Source organism: Bacillus sp. GW821-FHT11D08, assembly GCF_058808515.1.
This window is the reverse complement of sequence record NZ_JBXARS010000003.1, coordinates 26436-46518: the sequence shown is the minus strand read 5'-3', so window position 1 is coordinate 46518 and position 20083 is coordinate 26436. Positions and strand designations below refer to the sequence as shown.

The window sequence follows — 20083 nt, the reverse complement described above, 5'->3', positions numbered from 1 at the left end:
GAGTCTGCTCCTTTTACGGGGCAGGCTTTTTTTGCGTTCTGCCTGAATCTTTCTTCTATATGAAAATAGTGAGACTACTTCCGTCAGCTAGAGCATATAGTGTAACAAAATGCTTGAAGTTGGGGGATTGCAATGAAATTTTTGTTTGGTTCAATCAATTCTACTGTTTTAACGATGGCCGGTTTACGAGTTTTGTCCTCGCTCATTGAATTATCGGCCGCTATTATCATGCTTTTGACAAACGACATCAGAAAGGCGGTTGTGGTGAATAGTATTTTGGCAATCGTCGGCCCGCTGATCTTTATCATCACAATGACGATCGGCATTTATCAGATTGCCGGACAGCTCTCATATGCAAAATTAATATTGATTTTTGCGGGAGTGGTGCTGATTTTGGCCGGTGTGCATAAATAGAGGGCCGGGGTGTCATAAAGTCTGTCCCGGATCATACATTTTAAAGAAGCCAATCGGTAAAAAAGGAGGAGACTCTATTGAATGAGATTACAGAGGTTCTCCCTGAATTATTGAGAGATGCCATCTCCGCTGTGCCCGAAGAAGCGAGACGGGATACAGAAGAAATCAGAATCCGCGTCGACAGGCCGGTTGAACTGATCCAAAAAGGACAACCTTTGTATTTGTCATATGTCTGTACGGCCGGCGACGCACAGCTGATCCTCAGCCGGCTCAGCAATTACAGTATGTACACGCTGGAAGAAGAGCTGAAAAAAGGATATATCACAATCAGAGGAGGCCACCGTGTGGGGCTGGCCGGAAGAGTCATCGTCGAAAACGGAGCCGTCAAAGGACTCCGGGATATTACTTCTTTTAATATCCGAATCGCCCGGGAGAAGCTGGGAATCGCAGAACCGCTCATTCCTTTCTTATGGAAAGAAAACTGGCTGAATACGCTGATCATCGGTCCTCCGCAAACGGGGAAAACGACCTTGCTTCGTGATTTGGCCCGGCTTTCCAGCACCGGATCAAAACGCATTCCCGCAAAAAAGACAGGTATCGTAGATGAACGTTCGGAAATTGCCGGCTGCCTGCGGGGCATTCCCCAGCACAGTTTCGGCCGCAGAATCGATGTCCTTGATGCCTGTCCGAAGGCGGAAGGGCTGATGATGATGATTCGCTCTATGAGTCCTGATGTCATAATTGTGGATGAAATCGGGAGAATGGAAGACTCACAAGCGCTGCTGGAGGCGCTCCATGCGGGCGTATCCGTTATCGTATCTGCGCACGGGTGGAATATGAAAGACTTGGTAAAGAGGCCGTCGCTGAAAATGCTTTGGGAGGAAAACGTGTTTGACCGGTATGTTGAACTGTCAAGGCGCCGCGGTCCGGGAACGATCAGCAGGATGTACGGAAAGGACGGGGAACCTGTTCCGCATGCTGAAAGCGTGATGACATGCTGAAGCTTTTGGGTGCCGTGTTTATTCTGACAGCGACGACTTGGACCGGATTTGAGATCGCCAAAATGTATATAGAAAGGCCGAGGCAGATCCGTCAGCTGCGCGCGGCGCTCCAATCGCTTGAAGCGGAAATCATGTTCGGGCATACACCGCTGCATACCGCCTCGGGACAAATTGCCGCACAGCTTTCCAAACCTGTATCGTTATTGTTTCAAGCTTTCAGCAGAAGGCTTGAGCAGGGAAGCGATTCCGCCAAAACGGCTTGGGAACAGAGCTTGAAACATAATTGGTCGTCCATGGCGATGAAAAAAAGCGAATATGATGTGCTGAAGCAATTCGGAGAGACGCTCGGGCTCCATGACCGTGTTTCTCAGCAGAAACATATCAAGCTTGCGCTTACACATTTGGAAGCGGCGGAAGCGGATGCCGGACGGGCGCAGGCGAAAAATGAAAAAATGGTGAAAAGCTTAGGATTTTTAGCCGGACTGTTACTCATTCTTCTATTGATGTAAACATGAGGGGAGCAAACATAAAATGGGAGTCGACGTAAATGTCATTTTTCAAATCGCCGGAGTCGGTATCGTGGTTGCGTTTCTGCACACCATACTTGATCAAATGGGAAAAAAAGAATACGCCCAGTGGGTGACGCTGCTTGGCTTTATCTATATTTTATTTATGGTGGCGACGATTGTCGATGACCTGTTCAAAAAGATCAAAGCTGTGTTTCTATTCCAAGGATAGGGGGGCTTACAGATTGAGATTGTTCAAATTGTAGGTTTAGGCCTGATCGCCACATTTCTCTCCCTGATCGTAAAAGAACAGAAACCGACTTTCGCGTTTATGATTGTCGTCTTCAGCGGCTGCGTGATCTTTCTTTATCTCATCGACCAGATTTACGACATTATCAGAATGATAGAAAAAATAGCCGTCAATGCAAATGTCAATATGGTCTATGTGGAAACCATTTTAAAAATTATCGGCATCGCCTACATCGCTGAATTCGGAGCGCAGCTTACAAAGGATGCGGGCCAGGGAGCGATTGCTTCGAAAATAGAGCTGGCCGGAAAAATTTTGATACTGGTAATGGCCGTGCCGATACTCACCGTCATTATTGAAACGATTCTCGGACTTATTCCTTCTTGATTATAAATAAAATGGAAAGGGGGGGGCACAAAAAATGAAGCGCTTTCGGTGGGCGGGAGCTTTTTTGTTCATCCTCTTATTTTTTCAGACTGAATGTGTACAAGCTGCCGGAACAGACGGTGCGTCGCAGGAAACCGCAGTTCACCAAGAATCCGCTGATGAAGTGGCGAAAAAGCAGGCCGAAGCGCTGAAAACAGAAGGCATCGGAAAGTTTTGGGACGACATCATGACAGAATACGGCGGTCTTCTGCCTGAAAGCCAAAAGGGAAGCATCGTCGACTTTATTAACGGAGAAAAAACGTTCTCGCCGGAGGCATGGCTGAAGGCTTTATTTTCATACTTGTTTCATGAAGTGCTCGCAAACGGAAAGCTTCTGGGAACTTTGATTCTTCTCACCATTTTTTGTGTCATTCTGCAGCTCCTGCAAAATGCGTTCCAGCAGAGCACCGTCAGCAAAGTGGCTTATGCAATCGTCTACATGGTGCTGATTATTCTCGCTTTAAACAGCTTTCATGTTGCCGTTAATTATGCCAGTGAAGCGATCCAGACGATGACAAGCTTCATTCTCGCGCTCATCCCGCTTTTACTTGCGCTTTTGGCGTCTTCCGGGGGAGCCGTTTCCGCAGCTTTTTTTCACCCCGTTATTTTATTTCTGATGAATACGAGCGGCCTTCTCATTCAAAACATCGTCATGCCGCTTATCTTCCTGTCAGCGATTTTAAGCATCGTCAGCACGATGACGGATCAATATAAAGTCACGCAGCTTGCCAATCTGCTCAGAAATATCGCGATCGGCGCGCTTGCCGTATTTCTCACCGTGTTTCTCGGCGTCATCTCCGTACAGGGGGCTTCGGCTGCCGTGACGGACGGGATTACTCTCAGGACTGCAAAATTTATAACAGGCAATTTTATTCCCGTGCTCGGCCGGATGTTTACGGATGCGACGGATACGGTCATCAGCGCCTCGCTCCTATTAAAAAACACCGTGGGAATCCTCGGAGTCGGAATTTTGATCTGCATCTCCGCGTTTCCGGCGATCAAAGTGCTCTCGCTCGCTTTTATTTATAAGCTCGCGGCCGCTATTCTGCAGCCGCTCGGAGGCGGGCCCGTCATTACGTGCCTCGGCGTCATCAGCAGAAGCGTACTGTATATTTTCGCGGCGCTCGCCATCGTCTCTCTCATGTTTTTCCTCAGCATCACAGTCATTATTACAGCAGGCAACCTCACCATGATGATGAAATAAAGGAGGCCCATTGGATATGAGCTTTTTAACAGAATGGCTGACAAGCATTATTTTATTTATCTTATTCGCCATCGTCATCGACATGCTGCTGCCCAGCTCCAGTATGCAAAAATACGCAAAGATGGTTGTCAGTCTGCTGTTAATCATTGTCATGCTCAACCCGATATTCAAACTTTTCAAAACAGACCCGGAAATCATCTTCGATTATTTGACAAAACAAGAGCAATCTCAATCCGCTGATATAAAAAATCAAATTAAATCAGAAAAAAAAGAAATACAAGCATCAAACCGCGCATATGTTTTAGAAGAAATGGCTGTCCAACTAAAAAAGAAAGCGGAGGAGATGTTCAGTCATGACGAATACAAAATAGACGACATCCGCCTTACAGCGGAAGAACAGGTTCGTTCAGAAGAAGATGTAAAAACGATCAGCGTGTATATGGCCCCATCTTCTGAAAAAACCGTGCAAACCGTCGCACCGATCGACATCCGCACAGACCGCAAATACGAACCGGAAGGCGCAGCCGACAAAAAAGAGGCCGCAGACATCAAAGAAAAACTTGCGGATATATGGGAAATCGGCAGTGAGAAAATTACGGTTTATATGGAAGGCGGGGAGAAAAACGGCCATGAATAAAAACGGACTATGGACCATACTCAAAAAACAGCTGATGATCGGACAGGCGAAAGACGGAGAAAAACCAAAACTGACAAAATATCATTACTTTCTGTTCGTGTTTGTGCTCGGGGTATCTTTTATGCTGGTGAGCCAGCTGTTCTCTTCACCGGAGAATACCGGGAAGGACCAAGCGGTGCAGACCGTCATGTCCGGCCGAACGGAAGACAAAAGCGGGCAAAAAAGCGCACCCGTTTTTAAGGCATCGAAAGACGGCAGCGCAAAAACCACGATCGATGATTACGAAAGAGACTATGAAAACCAGCTGAAAGAAATCCTTGAAACGATTATCGGCGTGGAGGATGTCTCAATTGTCGTAAACGTAGACGCAACATCTTTGAAAGTGTTTGAGAAAAATAAAACGAAAAAAGACACCACCACTGAAGAAACCGATAAAGAAGGCGGCAAAAGAAGCGTAACCGATCAAACCTCTGAAGAACAAATTGTCATGATTCGAAACGGGGATCAGGAAACCCCGGTCGTCGTCCAGACGAAAAAGCCCGATATCCGCGGTGTACTCGTTGTCGCTCAGGGAGTGGACAACGTTCAAATAAAAAAAACCATCATTGATGCCGTCACAAGGGTGCTTGATGTTCCGAGCTACCGTGTAGCGGTTGCCCCTAAAAAAATCAAGGAGGATTCATAAATCATGCTGAAAAAACAAACGGTTTGGCTTTTAACAATGCTCAGTCTCGTCGTGGTATTAAGTGTTTATTATATTATGTCGCCGGAAAGCAAAAATGCCGTGCAGATGAAAAGCGAAAAAAGCAGCGGAGAAGTCGCCACTGAAAAAACGCCGGCTCCTGAAACGAAAGATAAGAGCGGAAGCGGCACGGAAAAAGAAGACGGTACAAAAGGAACGAAAGATTCTAAAGGCACAAAAGAGGATAAAGAAACATCAGCCGAAGCTTCGGACAAAGACGGATCGGTCGCCACAGAAACAGCTGATGAAAACTTATTTACCGCATACCGCATGGAGCTTGAAGACGCGAGAAGCAAAGAAAGGGAACAGTTAAACAGCATTGTTTCAAGCGATGATGCGACCGCAAAGGAAAAAAGCGAAGCCTACGATAAAATGACGGCGCTGAGCAATGCTGAAGGGACGGAAAAACAGCTGGAAACGCTGATTAAAACACAAGGCTACAAAGATGCGCTCGTGGATGCTGAAGGAGACAAAATCAACATTACCGTCATGTCTGACAAACATTCAAACGCAAAAGCTTCCGCTATCATTGACCTGGTGGAAAAAGAAATCAAGACGATGAAAGACGTCGCCGTCACGTTTGAACCGACAAAATAAGAGACCTGAACCGCCCGCACCCGCTGCGGGCTTTTCTGATGTCATTTTAGATCAGTGTTGAATTTACACAAGCGCTCCTGTAAGATAAACATAGTATGTACTTTTAGTAGCAACCCATAAATTTCTATTTTTTATACATAGGAGTGGAAACTGATGTTAAAAATCAACGAAATTCATGAACTGATAAAAAGAATCGATGAATCTTCCATCGACGAATTTGTTTACGAAATTGAAGGCGTAAGCCTCAAACTGAAAAAAAATGAAGCGCCGGCAGTGAATGTAACGGGACAAGCCCAAGCCGTTCCCGCCGCTTACGCACCTGCTCCGCAGGCTGCAAAACCGGAAGCGAGTGAAGCCGCTCCTGCTCAGGAAGCGCCGAAACAAGACGAAAACCTGCACAAAATTACGTCTCCGATGGTCGGAACGTTTTATGCTTCTTCATCGCCGGAAGCCGGCCCTTACGTAAACCAAGGTTCAAAAGTGAGCGAAAATACAGTTGTTTGTATCGTAGAAGCAATGAAACTCTTTAACGAGATTGAAGCCGAAGTAAAAGGAGAAATCGTTGAAGTGTTAGTTGAAAACGGCCAGCTGGTCGAATACGGACAACCTCTATTTCTTGTAAAAGCTGAGTAAGGAGACCTGCTATTATGATTAAAAAGCTATTGATCGCCAACCGAGGAGAAATCGCCGTCAGAATCATCCGGGCCTGCAAAGAGCTGGGCATTGAAACTGTAGCCGTTTATTCTGAGGCAGATAAAGACGCCCTGCATGTCCAAATGGCCGATGAGGCTTTTTGTATCGGGCCGAAAACATCAAAAGAAAGCTATTTAAATGTAACGAACATCGTCAGCGTCGCAAAGCTGACCGGCACGGATGCGATTCATCCGGGATACGGGTTTTTAGCTGAAAACGCCGACTTTGCCGAGCTGTGCGAAGAATTAAACGTAACGTTTGTCGGCCCTACGGCTGACGCCATTTCAAAAATGGGAACAAAAGATATCGCCCGCGACACGATGCAGCTGGCGGGCGTGCCGATTGTGCCCGGTTCAAAAGGAATCATAAAAAATACGGAAGAAGCGGTTTCGCTTGCAGGTGAAATTGGGTATCCTGTCATTATAAAAGCCACTGCGGGCGGAGGCGGAAAAGGCATCCGGGTCGCACGCACAGAAGAAGAATTGATCAAAGGCATTGAGATTACCCAGCAGGAAGCCGCTACGGCATTCGGAAATCCGGGTGTGTACATCGAGAAGTACATAGAAGATTTCCGCCATGTTGAAATTCAGGTGCTTGCGGATAATTACGGAAACACGATCCATCTCGGAGAGCGTGACTGTTCTATCCAAAGACGTCTGCAAAAACTTCTTGAAGAGTCACCGTCACCTGCGCTTGATTCTGAAATCAGGGAGCAGATGGGTGAAGCAGCGGTAAAAGCAGCGAAGGCCGTCGGTTACACGGGAGCCGGCACAGTAGAATTCATCTATGACTACAGAGAACAGCGCTACTACTTCATGGAGATGAACACGCGTATTCAAGTAGAGCACCCTGTCACAGAAATGGTGACGGGAACGGATCTGATCAAAGAACAGATCAAAGTGGCATCCGGACAGGAGCTTTCGCTCAGACAGGAAGATGTTGAATTTAACGGCTGGGCGATTGAATGCCGCATCAACGCTGAAAACCCTGCGAAAAACTTCATGCCTTCACCCGGTAAAATTAACATGTACCTGCCGCCGGGCGGACTCGGTGTACGCGTGGATTCAGCCGCATATCCCGGCTACTCGATCCCGCCGTACTATGACAGTATGATTGCTAAAGTCATCACATACGGAACAACGCGTGATGAGGCAGTCGCACGGATGAAACGCGCGCTGAGCGAATTCGTGATTGAAGGTATTGAAACGACGATTCCGTTCCATTTGAAACTGCTTGAACACGAAACATTTGTCAGCGGAGAGTTTAATACAAAGTTTTTAGAAACATATGATGTAATGGGCTCATAATTTTTGCGGGAGGTGAATTGAATGGAAGACAACAGTGTGCTTAAAATGGATCATGATGAGGCTCATTTAGGCAAGGTTGAAATTGCTCCTGAGGTCATTGAAGTCATTGCCGGCATCGCCGCTTCCGAAGTTGAAGGAGTTGCTGAAATGCGCGGCAATTTCGCCACGGGCGTCGTAGAACGCTTCGGCAAAATCAATCACGGCAAAGGCGTAAAGGTCGATTTAGCCGATGACGGGATTACCATCGACGTCTATTGCGTCGTTCAATTCGGGATCTCGATCCCGAAAGTGGCGGCAAGCGTTCAGGAGAATATCCGCCAAACCTTATTAAACATGACGTCTCTGACCATTAATGAAATCAATATTCATATCGTCGGCATTCAATTTGACACGAAAGCCCAAGAAGTCGAAATCGACGAAGAAATGTAATGAGCGTATAAAAACCAAGGGGATGGGCAGCCCTTTGGTTTTTTATACGTTTCCCGTCATTTCAGGCATGAAGAAAGCCGGCTTACAAACGGCAGCCGAGTTTCTTCATGCTGTGAAATCCGAATGAAATTAATGCGTTTTGTGAAAATATTCGGCATTAGGGTAAAAAACCTAAATTTCGACATGCGATTGAGAAAAAAATATGTTATGATCTCTTTAAGCTTAACGACAAGCGGATAAAGCGGATCTGAAGGAGAAAGAAAATGAAAAGAAGAACAGCTAGAGAAAAAGCTTTGCAGGCACTTTTTCAGATTGATGTCAGCGATATTGCACCGAACGATGCCATTGAGCACGCGCTTGATGGTGAAAAAACAGATGCCTTCTTTGAACAGCTGGTGTACGGAGTGATCGAACATCAGGTTCAGCTTGATGAAATGATTTCCGGCCATCTCGTCAATTGGAAGCTTGACCGGATTGCAAACGTAGACCGCGCGATCCTGCGTCTGGCGGTGTATGAAATGGTTTATTCTGACGACATTCCTGCTAACGTGTCATTAAACGAAGCAATCGAGCTGGCAAAACGGTTCGGCGACGATAAAGCTGCAAAATTCGTAAACGGGGTTCTTTCTAACATTAAAACTGATATCGAATCATAGGAGGAAAGAAAATGACTGCAACAATCATCGACGGAAAAGAAACGGCTAAAGAAAAACGCGAACAATTGGCAAAAGAAGTAGAAGAGCTGAAAGCACAAGGCGTAGTGCCTGGATTGGCGGTCATTTTAATCGGAGACGATCCCGCTTCTGTTTCATATGTGACAGGCAAGAAAAAAGCCGCTGAAACAATGGGAATGAAATTTAAGCTTGACCGCTTTGACTCAAGCTTAACCGAGGCGGAGCTTTTAACAGTGATTGATCAGTATAATCAAAATCCGGAATTCCACGGCATTCTCGTCCAGCTGCCGCTCCCGGATCATATTTCTGAAAAAGCCGTAATCGAGCGGATCTGCCCTGATAAGGATGTTGACGGTTTCCACCCTCTCAACGTCGGGAAAATGCTGCTTGGCGAAGATACATTTCTTCCATGCACGCCGCACGGAATTGTCGAGTTATTGAAAAAGACGAACGTAGATCTTTCCAGCAAAGAAGTTGTTGTAGTCGGACGAAGCAATATTGTCGGTAAACCGGTCGGCCAGCTGCTGCTGAACGAAAACGCGACCGTCACATATTGCCATTCCCGCACGAAAAATATGTCTGAGCATACGAAAAAAGCAGATATTCTTGTGGTAGCGGTCGGTAAAGCGAACTTCATCAAAGCTGATCAAATCAAAGAGGGAGCCATTGTCATTGATGTCGGCGTCAACCGTCTCGAAAGCGGAAAACTCTGCGGAGACGTTCAGTTTGATGAAGCGAAAGAAAAAGCATCTTTCATTACGCCGGTGCCGGGCGGAGTAGGTCCGATGACCATCACAATGCTTGCGCATAATACTGTTAAATCTGCCAGACGTACGTTATCATAGATAACCGGAGACAGTCACAAAAAGTGTGACAATGAGCACGATACCCGCTTCTTAAGGCTCCTTTCAGCCAGAGCGGGTTTTCTTAGTTTAGGGCAAAAAGCCTTTATGAAAGGAGTGCAGGATGTGAGTGAAGCGGCATATGTCACGGTTTCCGCGCTGACCAAATACATTAAACGAAAATTCGATGTGGACCCTCATCTTGAAGACATTTGGATTAAGGGTGAGCTCTCCAATGTTAAAATTCATACGAGAGGCCACATCTATTTTACATTAAAAGATGAGCATGCCCGCATGCAGGCCGTCATGTTTCAGAGGCAAAGTTCGAGGCTTGCGTTTAAGCCAGAAGACGGAATGAAGGTCATCGTAAGAGGCGGCATCTCCGTCTATGAACCGAGCGGAAGCTATCAGCTGTACGCGAAAGAAATGCAGCCGGACGGTGTGGGGGCGCTCTACTTAGCCTATGAAGAATTAAAGAAAAAACTTGCCGGCGAAGGGTTGTTTGATGACCGGCATAAGCAGGCCATCCCCGCTTTTCCGGCCACGATCGGGGTCGTCACGTCACCGACGGGAGCAGCCGTCAGAGACGTCATTACCACACTTAAAAGAAGATACCCCCTTGTGAAAGTCATTGTGCTTCCCGCGCTCGTTCAAGGTGAAAATGCCAGCAGATCGATTGTGAAGCGCATTGAAGAAGCCAATGCACAAAAAATGTGTGACGTTCTGATCGTCGGAAGGGGAGGGGGCTCGATCGAAGAATTGTGGGCATTTAACGAAGAAATCGTGGCCCGGGCGATTTTTGCTTCCGCCATTCCGATTATATCAGCCGTCGGACATGAAACAGATTTTACAATCAGTGATTTCGTCGCGGATATCCGGGCGGCAACGCCGACAGGAGCGGCAGAAATCGCCGTCCCCCACACGACGGACTTAATGGAACGGACAAAAACGGCGGAAGTCCGCCTGACAAGAGCGATACAGCAGCATATCAGCAAGAAAAAAGAACGGGTTCAATCGCTCCAGTCATCCTACGCGTTCCGTTTTCCGAAACGATTGTATACCCAAAAAGAACAGCAGTTTGACCTTTTGTATCAGCAGTTCCAATCACAGCTCACAGGGCTTACGGACAGGAAACAAAGGCAGCTTGAGCGGAATACGTACAGATTAACGGCGCTCCACCCTGAAACCCAGCTGAAACAGGCGAAAAAACGGTACGAGGAGCGCTCAAATCAGCTCGCCCGAAGCATGAATGTCCAGCTGAAGCAGCTTCATTCGCAGTTTCAGACGGTTCTTGGTAAACTGAATGCATTAAGTCCGCTTCAGGTGATGGAGAGAGGATACAGCCTGGCCTATAAAGACAAAGAGCTGATCAAAAGCGTTGATCAAGTGGAACAAAATGATACGCTTGAAGTAAAGATGACAGACGGCGTTCTGACGTGTGAAGTATTGCAAAAGAGAGGCGAACGATAATGACAGAAACCAAAAAAAGTGAAGAGCTGACATTTGAAGAGGCGATGAAAGGCCTTGAAGGCATTGTGGCAAAGCTTGAAGAAGGAGACGTGCCGCTGGAGCAGGCGATTAATTATTTTCAGGAAGGGATGGCCCTTTCAAAAATGTGCCATGAAAAGCTGCAGCATGTCGAAAAGCAAATGGACTTTATTTTAAAAGATAACGGCGAACTTGCACCTTTCAGCGTTCAGGAGGAAGACGAAGGTGACAAATAAACTGGACGCATTTTTAGCATCGCGCAAACAACTGATTGAACAGCAGCTTTCTTTGTATACAGAACGGCTTGCGATGCCGGAAACCCTCAAAAAATCTATGCTGTATTCTTTGGAAGCGGGCGGAAAGAGGCTGCGCCCTCTCGTCGTCTTAGCCGTTCTGAATGCTTACGGAAAAGATGAAAAAGACGGGATTCCGGTCGGATGCGCTGTCGAAATGATTCATACGTATTCTTTAATCCATGATGATCTGCCTTGCATGGACGATGATGATCTGCGCCGGGGAAAGCCCACAAACCATAAAGTCTTCGGAGAAGCGGCAGCCGTATTGGCCGGAGACGGGCTTCTGACAGAAAGCTTTAAATTGATCACATCTCATGTGTCTGAGGCGGTTTCAGCAGAAAAACGGCTCCGTCTCGTCGATGAGCTGATCAGCGCGGCGGGAACGGAAGGAATGGTCGGCGGACAGGCTGCCGACATGGAAGCGGAGCAAAAGCGGATAACGCTTGAGGAGCTGGAATCCATCCACGAGCGGAAAACGGCCAAGCTTCTCGGTTTTTCCGTGACGGCGGGCGCCATTTTGGCAGATGCGCCGGAGGATGAAGTCGAAAAGCTCCGTTTGTTCAGCAGCCATATCGGCATCGGATTTCAAATCAGAGACGACATCCTTGATATTGAAGGGCATGAGGAGAGGATCGGCAAACCGGTCGGCTCAGATACGTCGAATGAAAAATCAACGTATCCGTCGCTTTTAACGCTTGAAGGTGCGAAAGAAAAGCTTGCGTATCATATCAGCGAGGCGAAACAGATCATCAGCGGCCTTTCTCTTCAGAAAGAATTGCTGCATGACCTCTGTGATTTAATCGCGGCGAGAGATCATTAAAAACGGTCCTGATTTGAAGGGGCTGCCGCTCCTATGGTAAAATGTAAGCAGTTTCGATGAAAATACAAAGGGAGTCTTTTTCTTTTTTCAAAAAGACACTGTTTAATTTGCAGAAATTCATGCTGAAAGTGAGTTGATCCGCTTTGGATCTTTTATCAATACAGGACCCGTCATTTCTTAAAAAGATGTCAATTGAACAGCTGGAAGAGCTGAGTGAGGAGATCCGCAATTTCCTCATCACATCGCTGTCGGCCTCTGGCGGCCATATCGGGCCGAACCTCGGGGTTGTCGAGCTGACAATTGCGCTTCACAAAGAATTTGACAGTCCGAAAGATAAATTTTTATGGGATGTCGGACATCAGTCCTATGTTCATAAACTGTTAACCGGGCGCGGCAAGGAGTTTGAAACCTTGCGCCAATATAAAGGGCTTTGCGGTTTCCCGAAACGCAGCGAAAGCGAACATGACGTATGGGAAACAGGCCACAGCTCAACCTCGCTCTCAGGCGCGATGGGAATGGCTGCCGCCCGTGATATTAAAGGATCGAAAGAATATATCATCCCGATTATCGGAGACGGCGCTTTAACCGGAGGAATGGCGCTTGAAGCGCTGAACCATATCGGTGATGAGAAGAAAGACATGATCGTCATCCTGAATGATAATGAGATGAGCATTGCGCCGAATGTCGGGGCGATTCATTCTATGCTGGGACGGCTTCGCACGGCCGGCAAATATCAATGGGTAAAAGACGAGCTTGAATATTTATTTAAGCGCATCCCGGCCGTCGGCGGAAAATTGGCCGCCACAGCTGAACGGATAAAAGACAGTTTGAAATATATGCTTGTGTCAGGCATGTTTTTTGAAGAGCTGGGCTTTACGTATTTAGGCCCGGTTGACGGTCATTCCTACCACGAACTGTTTGAAAACCTGCAATACGCCAAAAAAACGAAAGGCCCTGTCCTTTTACATGTCATTACGAAAAAGGGCAAAGGCTATAAACCGGCTGAGACCGACACAATCGGCACATGGCACGGAACGGGTCCTTATAAAATCAATACGGGTGATTTCGTCAAGCCGAAAGCCGCGGCGCCTTCATGGAGCGGACTTGTCAGCGGCACCGTGCAGGAGCTGGCGCGCGAGGATGACAGAATTGTCGCCATTACACCGGCCATGCCGGTCGGCTCTAAACTGGAAGGGTTTGCGAAAGAATTCCCTGAACGCATGTTTGATGTCGGAATCGCAGAACAGCATGCGGCGACGATGGCGGCTGGAATGGCGCTCCAAGGCATGAAGCCGTTTCTTGCGATTTATTCGACCTTTTTGCAGCGGGCGTACGATCAGGTCGTCCATGACATCTGCCGTCAAAACGCGAATGTATTTATCGGCATTGACCGCGCCGGTTTGGTCGGCGCCGACGGGGAGACGCATCAAGGCGTCTTTGACATCGCCTTTTTGCGGCATATACCAAACCTCGTTTTAATGATGCCGAAGGATGAAAATGAAGGCCGCCATATGGTCAATACAGCCCTTAATTATGAGGAGGGTCCGATCGCGATGCGCTTCCCGCGCGGAAACGGGCTCGGCGTAAAGATGGATAAAGAGCTGAAAACCATTCAGATCGGAACATGGGAAGTGCTCCGTCCCGGAAAAGACGCGGTCATTTTAACATTCGGTACGACCATTGAAATGGCGCTGGAAGCGGCTGAAGAACTGCAAAAAGAAGGCCTGTCCGTGCGTGTCGTGAATGCGCGGTTTATAAAACCGATTGATAAACAAATGATGAAGGCCATTCTTAATGAAGGTCTGCCGATTTTAACGATAGAAGAAGCCGTGCTTGAAGGCGGATTCGGCAGCACGATTCTTGAATACGCTCATGACCTCGGCATGTATCATACACCGATTGACAGAATGGGCATCCCAGACCGGTTTATTGAGCACGGCAGCGTAACCGCCCTGCTTGAAGAAATCGGTCTCACGAAGGCTGAGGTTATGAACCGGATCAAACTGCTGATGCCGCCGAAGACACATAAAGGAATTGGATCATGACAGCAAAAAAAGAACGATTAGATGTACTTCTTGTAGAAAAAGGCCTTGCGGAAACGCGGGAAAAAGCGAAACGCGCCATTATGGCGGGCATCGTATACTCAAATGAAAACCGATTGGACAAACCGGGTGAAAAAATCGCCCGGGATCTTCCGTTAACGGTAAAAGGAAACCCTCTTAAATACGTCAGCAGAGGCGGATTAAAGCTTGAAAAAGCCCTGGAAGTGTTTCCCGTCTCGGTAAAAGGCAAAACGATGATTGACATCGGCTCGTCTACAGGGGGATTCACGGATTGCGCCCTCCAAAACGGAGCCGAGCGGTCCTACGCAGTGGATGTCGGCTATAATCAGCTTGCCTGGAAGCTCAGACAGGACGAGAGGGTCGTCGTCATGGAACGGACGAATTTCCGCTATTCCGAGCCTTCCGATTTCACAGAGGGTTTGCCGGAATTTGCGACAATCGATGTTTCTTTCATCTCACTCCGCCTCATTCTCCCGGTTTTAAAAACGCTGCTTGTACCGGGGAGCGATTGTATCGCACTGGTAAAGCCGCAATTTGAAGCCGGACGGGAATCCGTCGGAAAAAAAGGCATTGTCAGAGATCCCGGCGTTCATACTGACGTTCTCCGCCGCATGAATCAATTTGCCGCTTCTGAAGGATATACAGTGAAAGGACTGTCCTTCTCACCGATTACAGGGGGAGACGGTAATATTGAGTTTCTGCTTCATTTGGAATGGGGCGGAGAAGACGGAAACGGCGCTGAACTGCCGGAAGAAGACATTCTCCGTACCGTCCGCGAAGCACATGAGACATTAAAAGCCAAAAAGACAGATGTACCGGAATAATAGGGGGCTATTATTCCTTTTTTCTGCCATCATGTACTTTTTATCAAGAAGCGGTTAACATAATGACAAGAACAGCTTGAAAACAGAGGTGCTTACATGACAAAAGGCCAAAGGCATATAAAAATCAGAGAGCTTATTACAAGCCATGAGATTGAAACGCAGGATGACTTAGTTGACATGCTGAGAGAAGAAGGATATAAGGTAACTCAGGCGACTGTCTCCAGAGACATTAAAGAGCTGCATCTCGTAAAGGTGCCGACAAACAACGGCTCCTACAAATACAGCCTGCCGGCGGATCAGCGGTTCAATCCGCTGTCAAAACTGAAGCGTTCATTAATGGATGCGTTCGTAAAAATTGACTCAGCAAGCCATATGATCGTATTAAAAACGATGCCGGGCAATGCTCAGGCAATCGGCGCTCTGATGGATAATCTCGAATGGGAAGAAATCATGGGCACGATTTGCGGAGATGACACGATCTTAATCATCTGCAGGACGCCTGAAGATACTGAGGGCGTTCAAAGCCGTCTTTTGGAGCTGCTGTAGCGTAATTATCAGATAAAAGGTGGAATGCTGTTTGTTAGCTGAACTATCAATAAAAAACTTTGCCATTATAGAGGAACTGACGATTTCGTTTGAGCGGGGGCTCACCGTCCTGACGGGAGAAACAGGGGCCGGCAAGTCAATTATTATAGACGCCGTTTCCCTATTAGTCGGCGGCCGCGGCTCGTCTGAATTTGTCCGTTACGGTGAAACAAAGGCCGAGCTTGAAGGACTGTTTCTTTTGGACAGCGGTCATCCCGTTTTTGAAGTATGCCGTGAGCAGGGAATAGACGCATCTGACGACATGATTGTCATGAGAAGGGACATTAATGCCGGAGGAAAAAGCGTCTGCCGTGTCAACGGAAAATTAGTGACGATTGCGGCTTTGAGGGAAATCGGCAGACTTTTATTAGATATTCACGGACAGCATGATAACCAGCTGTTAATGGAGGACGACAAACACTTGGAGCTTTTGGATAAATTTGCGGGTGCTGAGGCCGAATCCGCGCTTCAGGCTTACCATGAAGGCTATGAGCGTTATATGAAGCTGCTCAAAAAAGTGAAGAAGCTGTCAGAAAGCGAGCAGGAAATGGCGCATCGATTAGACCTGATTCAATTTCAGCTTGAAGAAATCGAGTCGGCGAAGCTTGAATTGAATGAAGACGAACTTCTTCAGGAAGAGCGGAAGCAGATATCCAACTTTGAAAAAATTTATGAATCATTGCAAAACGCCTATAATGCGCTCCGCAGCGAGCAGGGGGGGCTTGACTGGGTCGGAATGGCCTCTGCCCAGCTTGAAGATATTTCGGATATCAATGAACCGCTGCAAAAGCTGTCTGAAAGTGTGTCAAGTTCCTATTATCTGCTGGAGGATGCAACCTTTCAGATGCGCAATCTGTTAGATGATCTGGAATATGACCCGGAACGGCTGAATTTTATTGAAACCCGTTTAAATGAGATCAAACAGCTGAAGCGCAAATACGGAGCGACGGTAGAAGACATTTTGGAATACGGCTCCAAAATAGAAGAGGAAATCGATCAAATCGAGAACCGCGACAGCCACCTTGAAGCGCTGAAGAAGGAATTGGAGTCGGTCGGCAAAGATGTGGCCGTAGAAGCCGCCAATTTATCAAAAATCAGAAAAGCATGGGCTAAGAAACTGGCGGAAGCGATTCATCAGGAATTAAAAAGTCTGTATATGGGCAAATCAACGTTTGATACGGAATTTCTCGTGAAAACCGATCCGTCAGCCAGTGAAGCACCGGTTGTTAACGGGCAGCCCGTGCAGCTTACCCAAAAGGGGATTGACCTTGTGAAGTTTTTAATTTCAACAAACACCGGTGAGCCTTTAAAACCGCTGTCAAAGGTCGCTTCCGGAGGCGAGCTTTCAAGGGTGATGCTGGCGATGAAGAGTATTTTTTCTTCCCAGCAGGATGTCACCTCCATCATCTTTGACGAAGTGGACACCGGTGTAAGCGGGCGGGTTGCCCAAGCCATCGCGGAAAAAATCCATAAAGTATCGACCGGTTCACAGGTGCTCTGCATTACACACCTGCCGCAGGTTGCCGCTATGGCGGATACGCACCTTCTGATCGCAAAAGAATTCAAAGACGGCCGGACGACAACGCATGTCACGCCGCTTTCTAAACAGGACAAGGTAGCGGAAATCGGCCGCATGATTGCGGGCGTCGAAGTGACCGATCTGACAAAACGGCATGCACAAGAGCTTTTAAAACAGGCCGGACAGGTAAAAACGACAGGATAAGCTGCTGATACAGGCAGCTTATTTTTTTGTTCCATTTCTCTAACAGTGTATCCAATGTTTTTCTTCGTATGCCGGTTATAAATCAAGCGCAGGAAGGCAAAAGTATAGATGTAGCAGAAAAAGAAAGTGGTGTGGGATAGGAGCGAGGAGAGTGAAGGAATGAATGCACGATAACATGAGGAAAGCAATAGGTGTAATTCTCCTTGTTTCTTTACTAAGTGTAGGCTTTTTTAAGCCATTTAAAGAATATTTACTGATACCGTCAGAAATGAGCGTCTTTGAAAACCAGACACAGGCCGTTCCGGTTAATGCATCAATAAGCGCTGAAAAGGGCGAATTATCAGAAGCCTTTACGCTGAAAGAAGAGCACGGCCATGCAAACATAACAGGGCAAACACAAGGCCGGTCAGAAGTAGTATATGATCTTGCCGGATTTCCCATTAAAAAAACGAAAGTGCGTGTCCTTCCAGAATTGAAGGTCATTCCGGGCGGACAGTCCATCGGTGTAAAACTGCATTCAGTCGGTGTTTTGGTGGTCGGTTTTCACCAAGTGATGACAAAGGATGGGAAAAAGTCTCCGGGAGAACAAGCGGGAATTGAATCTGGCGACATCATTATTAAAATGAACGGACATAAAATTGAAAAAATGAGCGATATCGCCCCGTTTATTCAAAAAGCGGGCAAAACCGGTGAATCTTTGGATTTATTGGTGAAACGCGATAAGCAAAAAATCAAAACAAAGCTGATTCCGACAAAGGACGAAGCCGAGGGGAAATATCGAATCGGCCTTTATATCCGCGATTCGGCAGCCGGCATCGGCACCATGACATTTTTTGAACCGAAAACAAAAAAATACGGCGCATTGGGCCACGTCATCTCTGATATGGATACAAAAAAACCGATTGTTGTAGAAGACGGAGAAATCGTCCGTTCAACTGTAACATCGATTGAAAAAGGAAAAGGCGGCAATCCCGGCGAAAAACTGGCAAGGTTTTCGTCAGAACGGAAAACGATCGGCGATATTAACCGCAACAGCCCGTTCGGCATCTTCGGGACACTGCATCAGCCGATTAAAAACAACATTTCCGACAAAGCGCTTCCGATTGCTTTGTCAAATGAAGTGAAAAAAGGACCTGCGCAAATGCTGACGGTTATCGAAAACGATAAAGTAGAGAAATTTGATATTGAAATCGTCAGCACCACGCCGCAAAAATTCCCGGCGACAAAGGGAATGGTGTTGAAAGTGACAGATCCGAAACTGCTGAAAAGAACCGGCGGAATCGTTCAGGGGATGAGCGGAAGCCCGATCATCCAGAACGGAAAGGTCGTCGGAGCCGTAACCCACGTATTTGTCAATGATCCGACAAGCGGCTACGGCGTTCATATCGAATGGATGCTGTCTGAAGCGGGTGTTGATGTTTACGGGAAAGACAAAGCAAGCTGACTGCCGGATGATCCGGCAGTTTTTTTATGTGATGCGTTCTTCACTTCTTTCCTGGATTCATGTAAAATAAGACATGAAGATTTTTCGACAAATTCACGTTTCCTGATTTGTCAAACTTAATTTTTAGTCGAAAAACCTAGAAAATGCTAGAAAAACAAAGATATACCACTATTATTGGTAAATATGGATTTTTTAAAAGGGGAAGTAGTGGTTTTGTCGAATGTAACATGTAGCAGTCAAATGGGTTGCGTCCTGTTAATACATTGGGGGAGGAAGAAACGTGGAGAAAATTAAAGTTTGTGTTGCTGATGATAATCGAGAGCTTGTAAGCCTGTTGAGTGAATATATAGAGGGACAGGATGATATGGAAGTGATCGGCGTTGCTTATAACGGACAGGAATGTCTTTCTTTGTTTAAAGATAAGAATCCAGATGTGCTCGTTTTAGACATTATCATGCCGCATCTGGACGGACTTGCGGTTTTGGAGCGTCTGCGGGAATCAGAGCTCGAGAAGCAGCCGAACGTCATCATGCTGACGGCATTCGGTCAGGAAGACGTTACGAAAAAAGCCGTCGATTTAGGCGCGTCCTATTTCATCCTGAAGCCGTTTGATATGGAAAACCTTGTCGGCCATATCCGCCAGGTAAGCGGAAATGTCAGCAGTGTCACACACCGTGCGCCGTCTGCGCAAAGCAGCATTATCCGCAGCCAGCCTGAGCCGAAGCGGAAAAATCTCGATGCCAGCATTACAAGCATTATCCATGAGATCGGTGTGCCTGCCCATATCAAAGGCTATCTTTATTTGCGTGAAGCCATTTCCATGGTGTATAACGATATTGAACTCCTCGGCAGCATCACAAAAGTCCTTTATCCCGACATCGCCAAAAAATTCAACACGACCGCAAGCCGTGTAGAACGGGCCATCCGCCACGCCATTGAAGTCGCATGGAGCAGGGGAAATATTGATTCCATTTCTTCACTGTTCGGATATACGGTAAGCATGACAAAAGCAAAGCCAACCAATTCAGAGTTCATCGCGATGGTTGCTGACAAGCTGAGATTGGAGCATAAAGCTTCGTAACGCAAGCTTTTGGCTAGATGTCTTTTTCGCGCCTTCTATT

The 20083-nt window shown here is 47.0% G+C and carries 23 protein-coding genes; all 23 read left to right on the top strand.

Annotated features, from left to right (window positions below; genetic code table 11):
- Positions 1-132: 132 nt before the first annotated feature.
- The 23 genes from AC1RRX_RS07060 (at position 133) to spo0A (ending at position 20043) form a co-directional block, all read left to right on the top strand.
- Positions 133-414 (top strand): YqhV family protein, encoded by a 282-nt coding sequence (locus AC1RRX_RS07060; protein WP_003153124.1) that lies wholly within the window; start codon positions 133-135, stop codon positions 412-414.
- A 77-nt stretch (positions 415-491) separates the two neighbouring features.
- On the top strand, positions 492-1415 hold the full coding sequence (gene spoIIIAA, locus AC1RRX_RS07055; RefSeq protein WP_007408342.1) for a stage III sporulation protein AA: 924 nt from the start codon (positions 492-494) through the stop codon (positions 1413-1415).
- Positions 1409-1924 carry a stage III sporulation protein SpoIIIAB gene (gene spoIIIAB, locus AC1RRX_RS07050; protein WP_007408343.1) on the top strand — a complete coding sequence of 172 codons (516 nt, stop codon included), beginning with the start codon at positions 1409-1411 and terminating at the stop codon, positions 1922-1924. The genes spoIIIAA and spoIIIAB overlap by 7 nt, the downstream gene beginning before the upstream one ends.
- Positions 1925-1946: 22 nt before the next feature.
- Positions 1947-2153 carry a stage III sporulation protein AC gene (spoIIIAC, locus tag AC1RRX_RS07045; protein ID WP_003153142.1) on the top strand — a complete coding sequence of 69 codons (207 nt, stop codon included), beginning with the start codon at positions 1947-1949 and terminating at the stop codon, positions 2151-2153.
- Between the two features lie 12 nt (positions 2154-2165).
- On the top strand, positions 2166-2555 hold the full coding sequence (gene spoIIIAD, locus AC1RRX_RS07040; protein WP_071392571.1) for a stage III sporulation protein AD: 390 nt from the start codon (positions 2166-2168) through the stop codon (positions 2553-2555).
- 34 nt (positions 2556-2589) lie between these two features.
- Positions 2590-3798 (top strand): stage III sporulation protein AE, encoded by a 1209-nt coding sequence (spoIIIAE, locus tag AC1RRX_RS07035; RefSeq protein ID WP_015240197.1) that lies wholly within the window; start codon positions 2590-2592, stop codon positions 3796-3798.
- Between the two features lie 16 nt (positions 3799-3814).
- A complete protein-coding gene (gene spoIIIAF, locus AC1RRX_RS07030) occupies positions 3815-4435 on the top strand; it encodes a stage III sporulation protein AF (protein WP_003153146.1) in 621 nt (206 codons plus the stop codon).
- Entirely contained in the window at positions 4428-5120 is a 693-nt protein-coding gene (gene spoIIIAG, locus AC1RRX_RS07025) for a stage III sporulation protein AG (protein WP_007408345.1), read from the top strand. The genes spoIIIAF and spoIIIAG overlap by 8 nt, the downstream gene beginning before the upstream one ends.
- Positions 5121-5123: 3 nt before the next feature.
- Positions 5124-5774, top strand: coding sequence for a SpoIIIAH-like family protein (locus AC1RRX_RS07020; RefSeq protein WP_007408346.1), 651 nt, complete (start codon positions 5124-5126; stop codon positions 5772-5774).
- A gap of 153 nt (positions 5775-5927) precedes the next feature.
- On the top strand, positions 5928-6407 hold the full coding sequence (accB, locus tag AC1RRX_RS07015) for an acetyl-CoA carboxylase biotin carboxyl carrier protein (RefSeq protein WP_007408347.1): 480 nt from the start codon (positions 5928-5930) through the stop codon (positions 6405-6407).
- Positions 6408-6421: 14 nt separating this feature from the next.
- On the top strand, positions 6422-7774 hold the full coding sequence (gene accC, locus AC1RRX_RS07010; RefSeq protein WP_007408348.1) for an acetyl-CoA carboxylase biotin carboxylase subunit: 1353 nt from the start codon (positions 6422-6424) through the stop codon (positions 7772-7774).
- 21 nt (positions 7775-7795) lie between these two features.
- Positions 7796-8203 (top strand): Asp23/Gls24 family envelope stress response protein, encoded by a 408-nt coding sequence (locus AC1RRX_RS07005; RefSeq protein ID WP_003153156.1) that lies wholly within the window; start codon positions 7796-7798, stop codon positions 8201-8203.
- Between the two features lie 263 nt (positions 8204-8466).
- Complete coding sequence (nusB, locus tag AC1RRX_RS07000) at positions 8467-8859, top strand: transcription antitermination factor NusB (RefSeq protein WP_007408349.1); 393 nt, start codon at positions 8467-8469, stop codon at positions 8857-8859.
- Between the two features lie 11 nt (positions 8860-8870).
- Positions 8871-9722, top strand: a complete 852-nt coding sequence (gene folD / locus AC1RRX_RS06995) for a bifunctional methylenetetrahydrofolate dehydrogenase/methenyltetrahydrofolate cyclohydrolase FolD (RefSeq protein ID WP_144464127.1) — start codon at positions 8871-8873, stop codon at positions 9720-9722.
- Positions 9723-9845: 123 nt separating this feature from the next.
- Positions 9846-11189, top strand: a complete 1344-nt coding sequence (xseA, locus tag AC1RRX_RS06990) for an exodeoxyribonuclease VII large subunit (protein WP_144464125.1) — start codon at positions 9846-9848, stop codon at positions 11187-11189.
- On the top strand, positions 11189-11443 hold the full coding sequence (locus AC1RRX_RS06985; protein ID WP_007408352.1) for an exodeoxyribonuclease VII small subunit: 255 nt from the start codon (positions 11189-11191) through the stop codon (positions 11441-11443). The genes xseA and AC1RRX_RS06985 overlap by 1 nt, the downstream gene beginning before the upstream one ends.
- Positions 11433-12323 (top strand): polyprenyl synthetase family protein, encoded by an 891-nt coding sequence (locus AC1RRX_RS06980; protein ID WP_007408353.1) that lies wholly within the window; start codon positions 11433-11435, stop codon positions 12321-12323. Before AC1RRX_RS06985 ends, AC1RRX_RS06980 begins: the two co-directional genes overlap by 11 nt.
- 143 nt (positions 12324-12466) lie before the next feature.
- Complete coding sequence (gene dxs, locus AC1RRX_RS06975; RefSeq protein ID WP_144464123.1) at positions 12467-14368, top strand: 1-deoxy-D-xylulose-5-phosphate synthase; 1902 nt, start codon at positions 12467-12469, stop codon at positions 14366-14368.
- Positions 14365-15210: a TlyA family RNA methyltransferase gene (locus tag AC1RRX_RS06970; RefSeq protein ID WP_007612503.1), complete on the top strand. Its 846-nt coding sequence runs from the start codon at positions 14365-14367 to the stop codon at positions 15208-15210. The genes dxs and AC1RRX_RS06970 overlap by 4 nt, the downstream gene beginning before the upstream one ends.
- A gap of 96 nt (positions 15211-15306) precedes the next feature.
- Entirely contained in the window at positions 15307-15756 is a 450-nt protein-coding gene (gene ahrC, locus AC1RRX_RS06965; RefSeq protein WP_003153173.1) for a transcriptional regulator AhrC/ArgR, read from the top strand.
- Positions 15757-15787: 31 nt separating this feature from the next.
- Positions 15788-17518: a DNA repair protein RecN gene (recN, locus tag AC1RRX_RS06960; protein ID WP_053103983.1), complete on the top strand. Its 1731-nt coding sequence runs from the start codon at positions 15788-15790 to the stop codon at positions 17516-17518.
- 163 nt (positions 17519-17681) lie between these two features.
- A complete protein-coding gene (gene spoIVB, locus AC1RRX_RS06955; RefSeq protein WP_007408360.1) occupies positions 17682-18962 on the top strand; it encodes a SpoIVB peptidase in 1281 nt (426 codons plus the stop codon).
- A gap of 280 nt (positions 18963-19242) precedes the next feature.
- On the top strand, positions 19243-20043 hold the full coding sequence (gene spo0A, locus AC1RRX_RS06950; protein ID WP_003153177.1) for a sporulation transcription factor Spo0A: 801 nt from the start codon (positions 19243-19245) through the stop codon (positions 20041-20043).
- The last annotated feature ends 40 nt before the right edge of the window (positions 20044-20083 follow it).

Bases quoted from the DNA above. Each gene is read 5' to 3' on its own strand.
- spoIIIAF (WP_003153146.1), top strand. From the start codon at position 3,815: ATGAGCTTTTTAACAGAATGGCTGACAAGCATTATTTTATTTATCTTA.
- folD (WP_144464127.1), top strand. From the start codon at position 8,871: ATGACTGCAACAATCATCGACGGAAAAGAAACGGCTAAAGAAAAACGC.
- AC1RRX_RS07020 (WP_007408346.1), top strand. From the start codon at position 5,124: ATGCTGAAAAAACAAACGGTTTGGCTTTTAACAATGCTCAGTCTCGTC.
- spoIIIAG (WP_007408345.1), top strand. From the start codon at position 4,428: ATGAATAAAAACGGACTATGGACCATACTCAAAAAACAGCTGATGATC.
- spoIIIAB (WP_007408343.1), top strand. From the start codon at position 1,409: ATGCTGAAGCTTTTGGGTGCCGTGTTTATTCTGACAGCGACGACTTGG.
- AC1RRX_RS07005 (WP_003153156.1), top strand. From the start codon at position 7,796: ATGGAAGACAACAGTGTGCTTAAAATGGATCATGATGAGGCTCATTTA.
- accC (WP_007408348.1), top strand. From the start codon at position 6,422: ATGATTAAAAAGCTATTGATCGCCAACCGAGGAGAAATCGCCGTCAGA.
- ahrC (WP_003153173.1), top strand. From the start codon at position 15,307: ATGACAAAAGGCCAAAGGCATATAAAAATCAGAGAGCTTATTACAAGC.
- spoIVB (WP_007408360.1), top strand. From the start codon at position 17,682: ATGCACGATAACATGAGGAAAGCAATAGGTGTAATTCTCCTTGTTTCT.
- spoIIIAE (WP_015240197.1), top strand. From the start codon at position 2,590: ATGAAGCGCTTTCGGTGGGCGGGAGCTTTTTTGTTCATCCTCTTATTT.
- AC1RRX_RS06985 (WP_007408352.1), top strand. From the start codon at position 11,189: ATGACAGAAACCAAAAAAAGTGAAGAGCTGACATTTGAAGAGGCGATG.
- spoIIIAC (WP_003153142.1), top strand. From the start codon at position 1,947: ATGGGAGTCGACGTAAATGTCATTTTTCAAATCGCCGGAGTCGGTATC.
- nusB (WP_007408349.1), top strand. From the start codon at position 8,467: ATGAAAAGAAGAACAGCTAGAGAAAAAGCTTTGCAGGCACTTTTTCAG.
- accB (WP_007408347.1), top strand. From the start codon at position 5,928: ATGTTAAAAATCAACGAAATTCATGAACTGATAAAAAGAATCGATGAA.
- AC1RRX_RS06970 (WP_007612503.1), top strand. From the start codon at position 14,365: ATGACAGCAAAAAAAGAACGATTAGATGTACTTCTTGTAGAAAAAGGC.
- AC1RRX_RS07060 (WP_003153124.1), top strand. From the start codon at position 133: ATGAAATTTTTGTTTGGTTCAATCAATTCTACTGTTTTAACGATGGCC.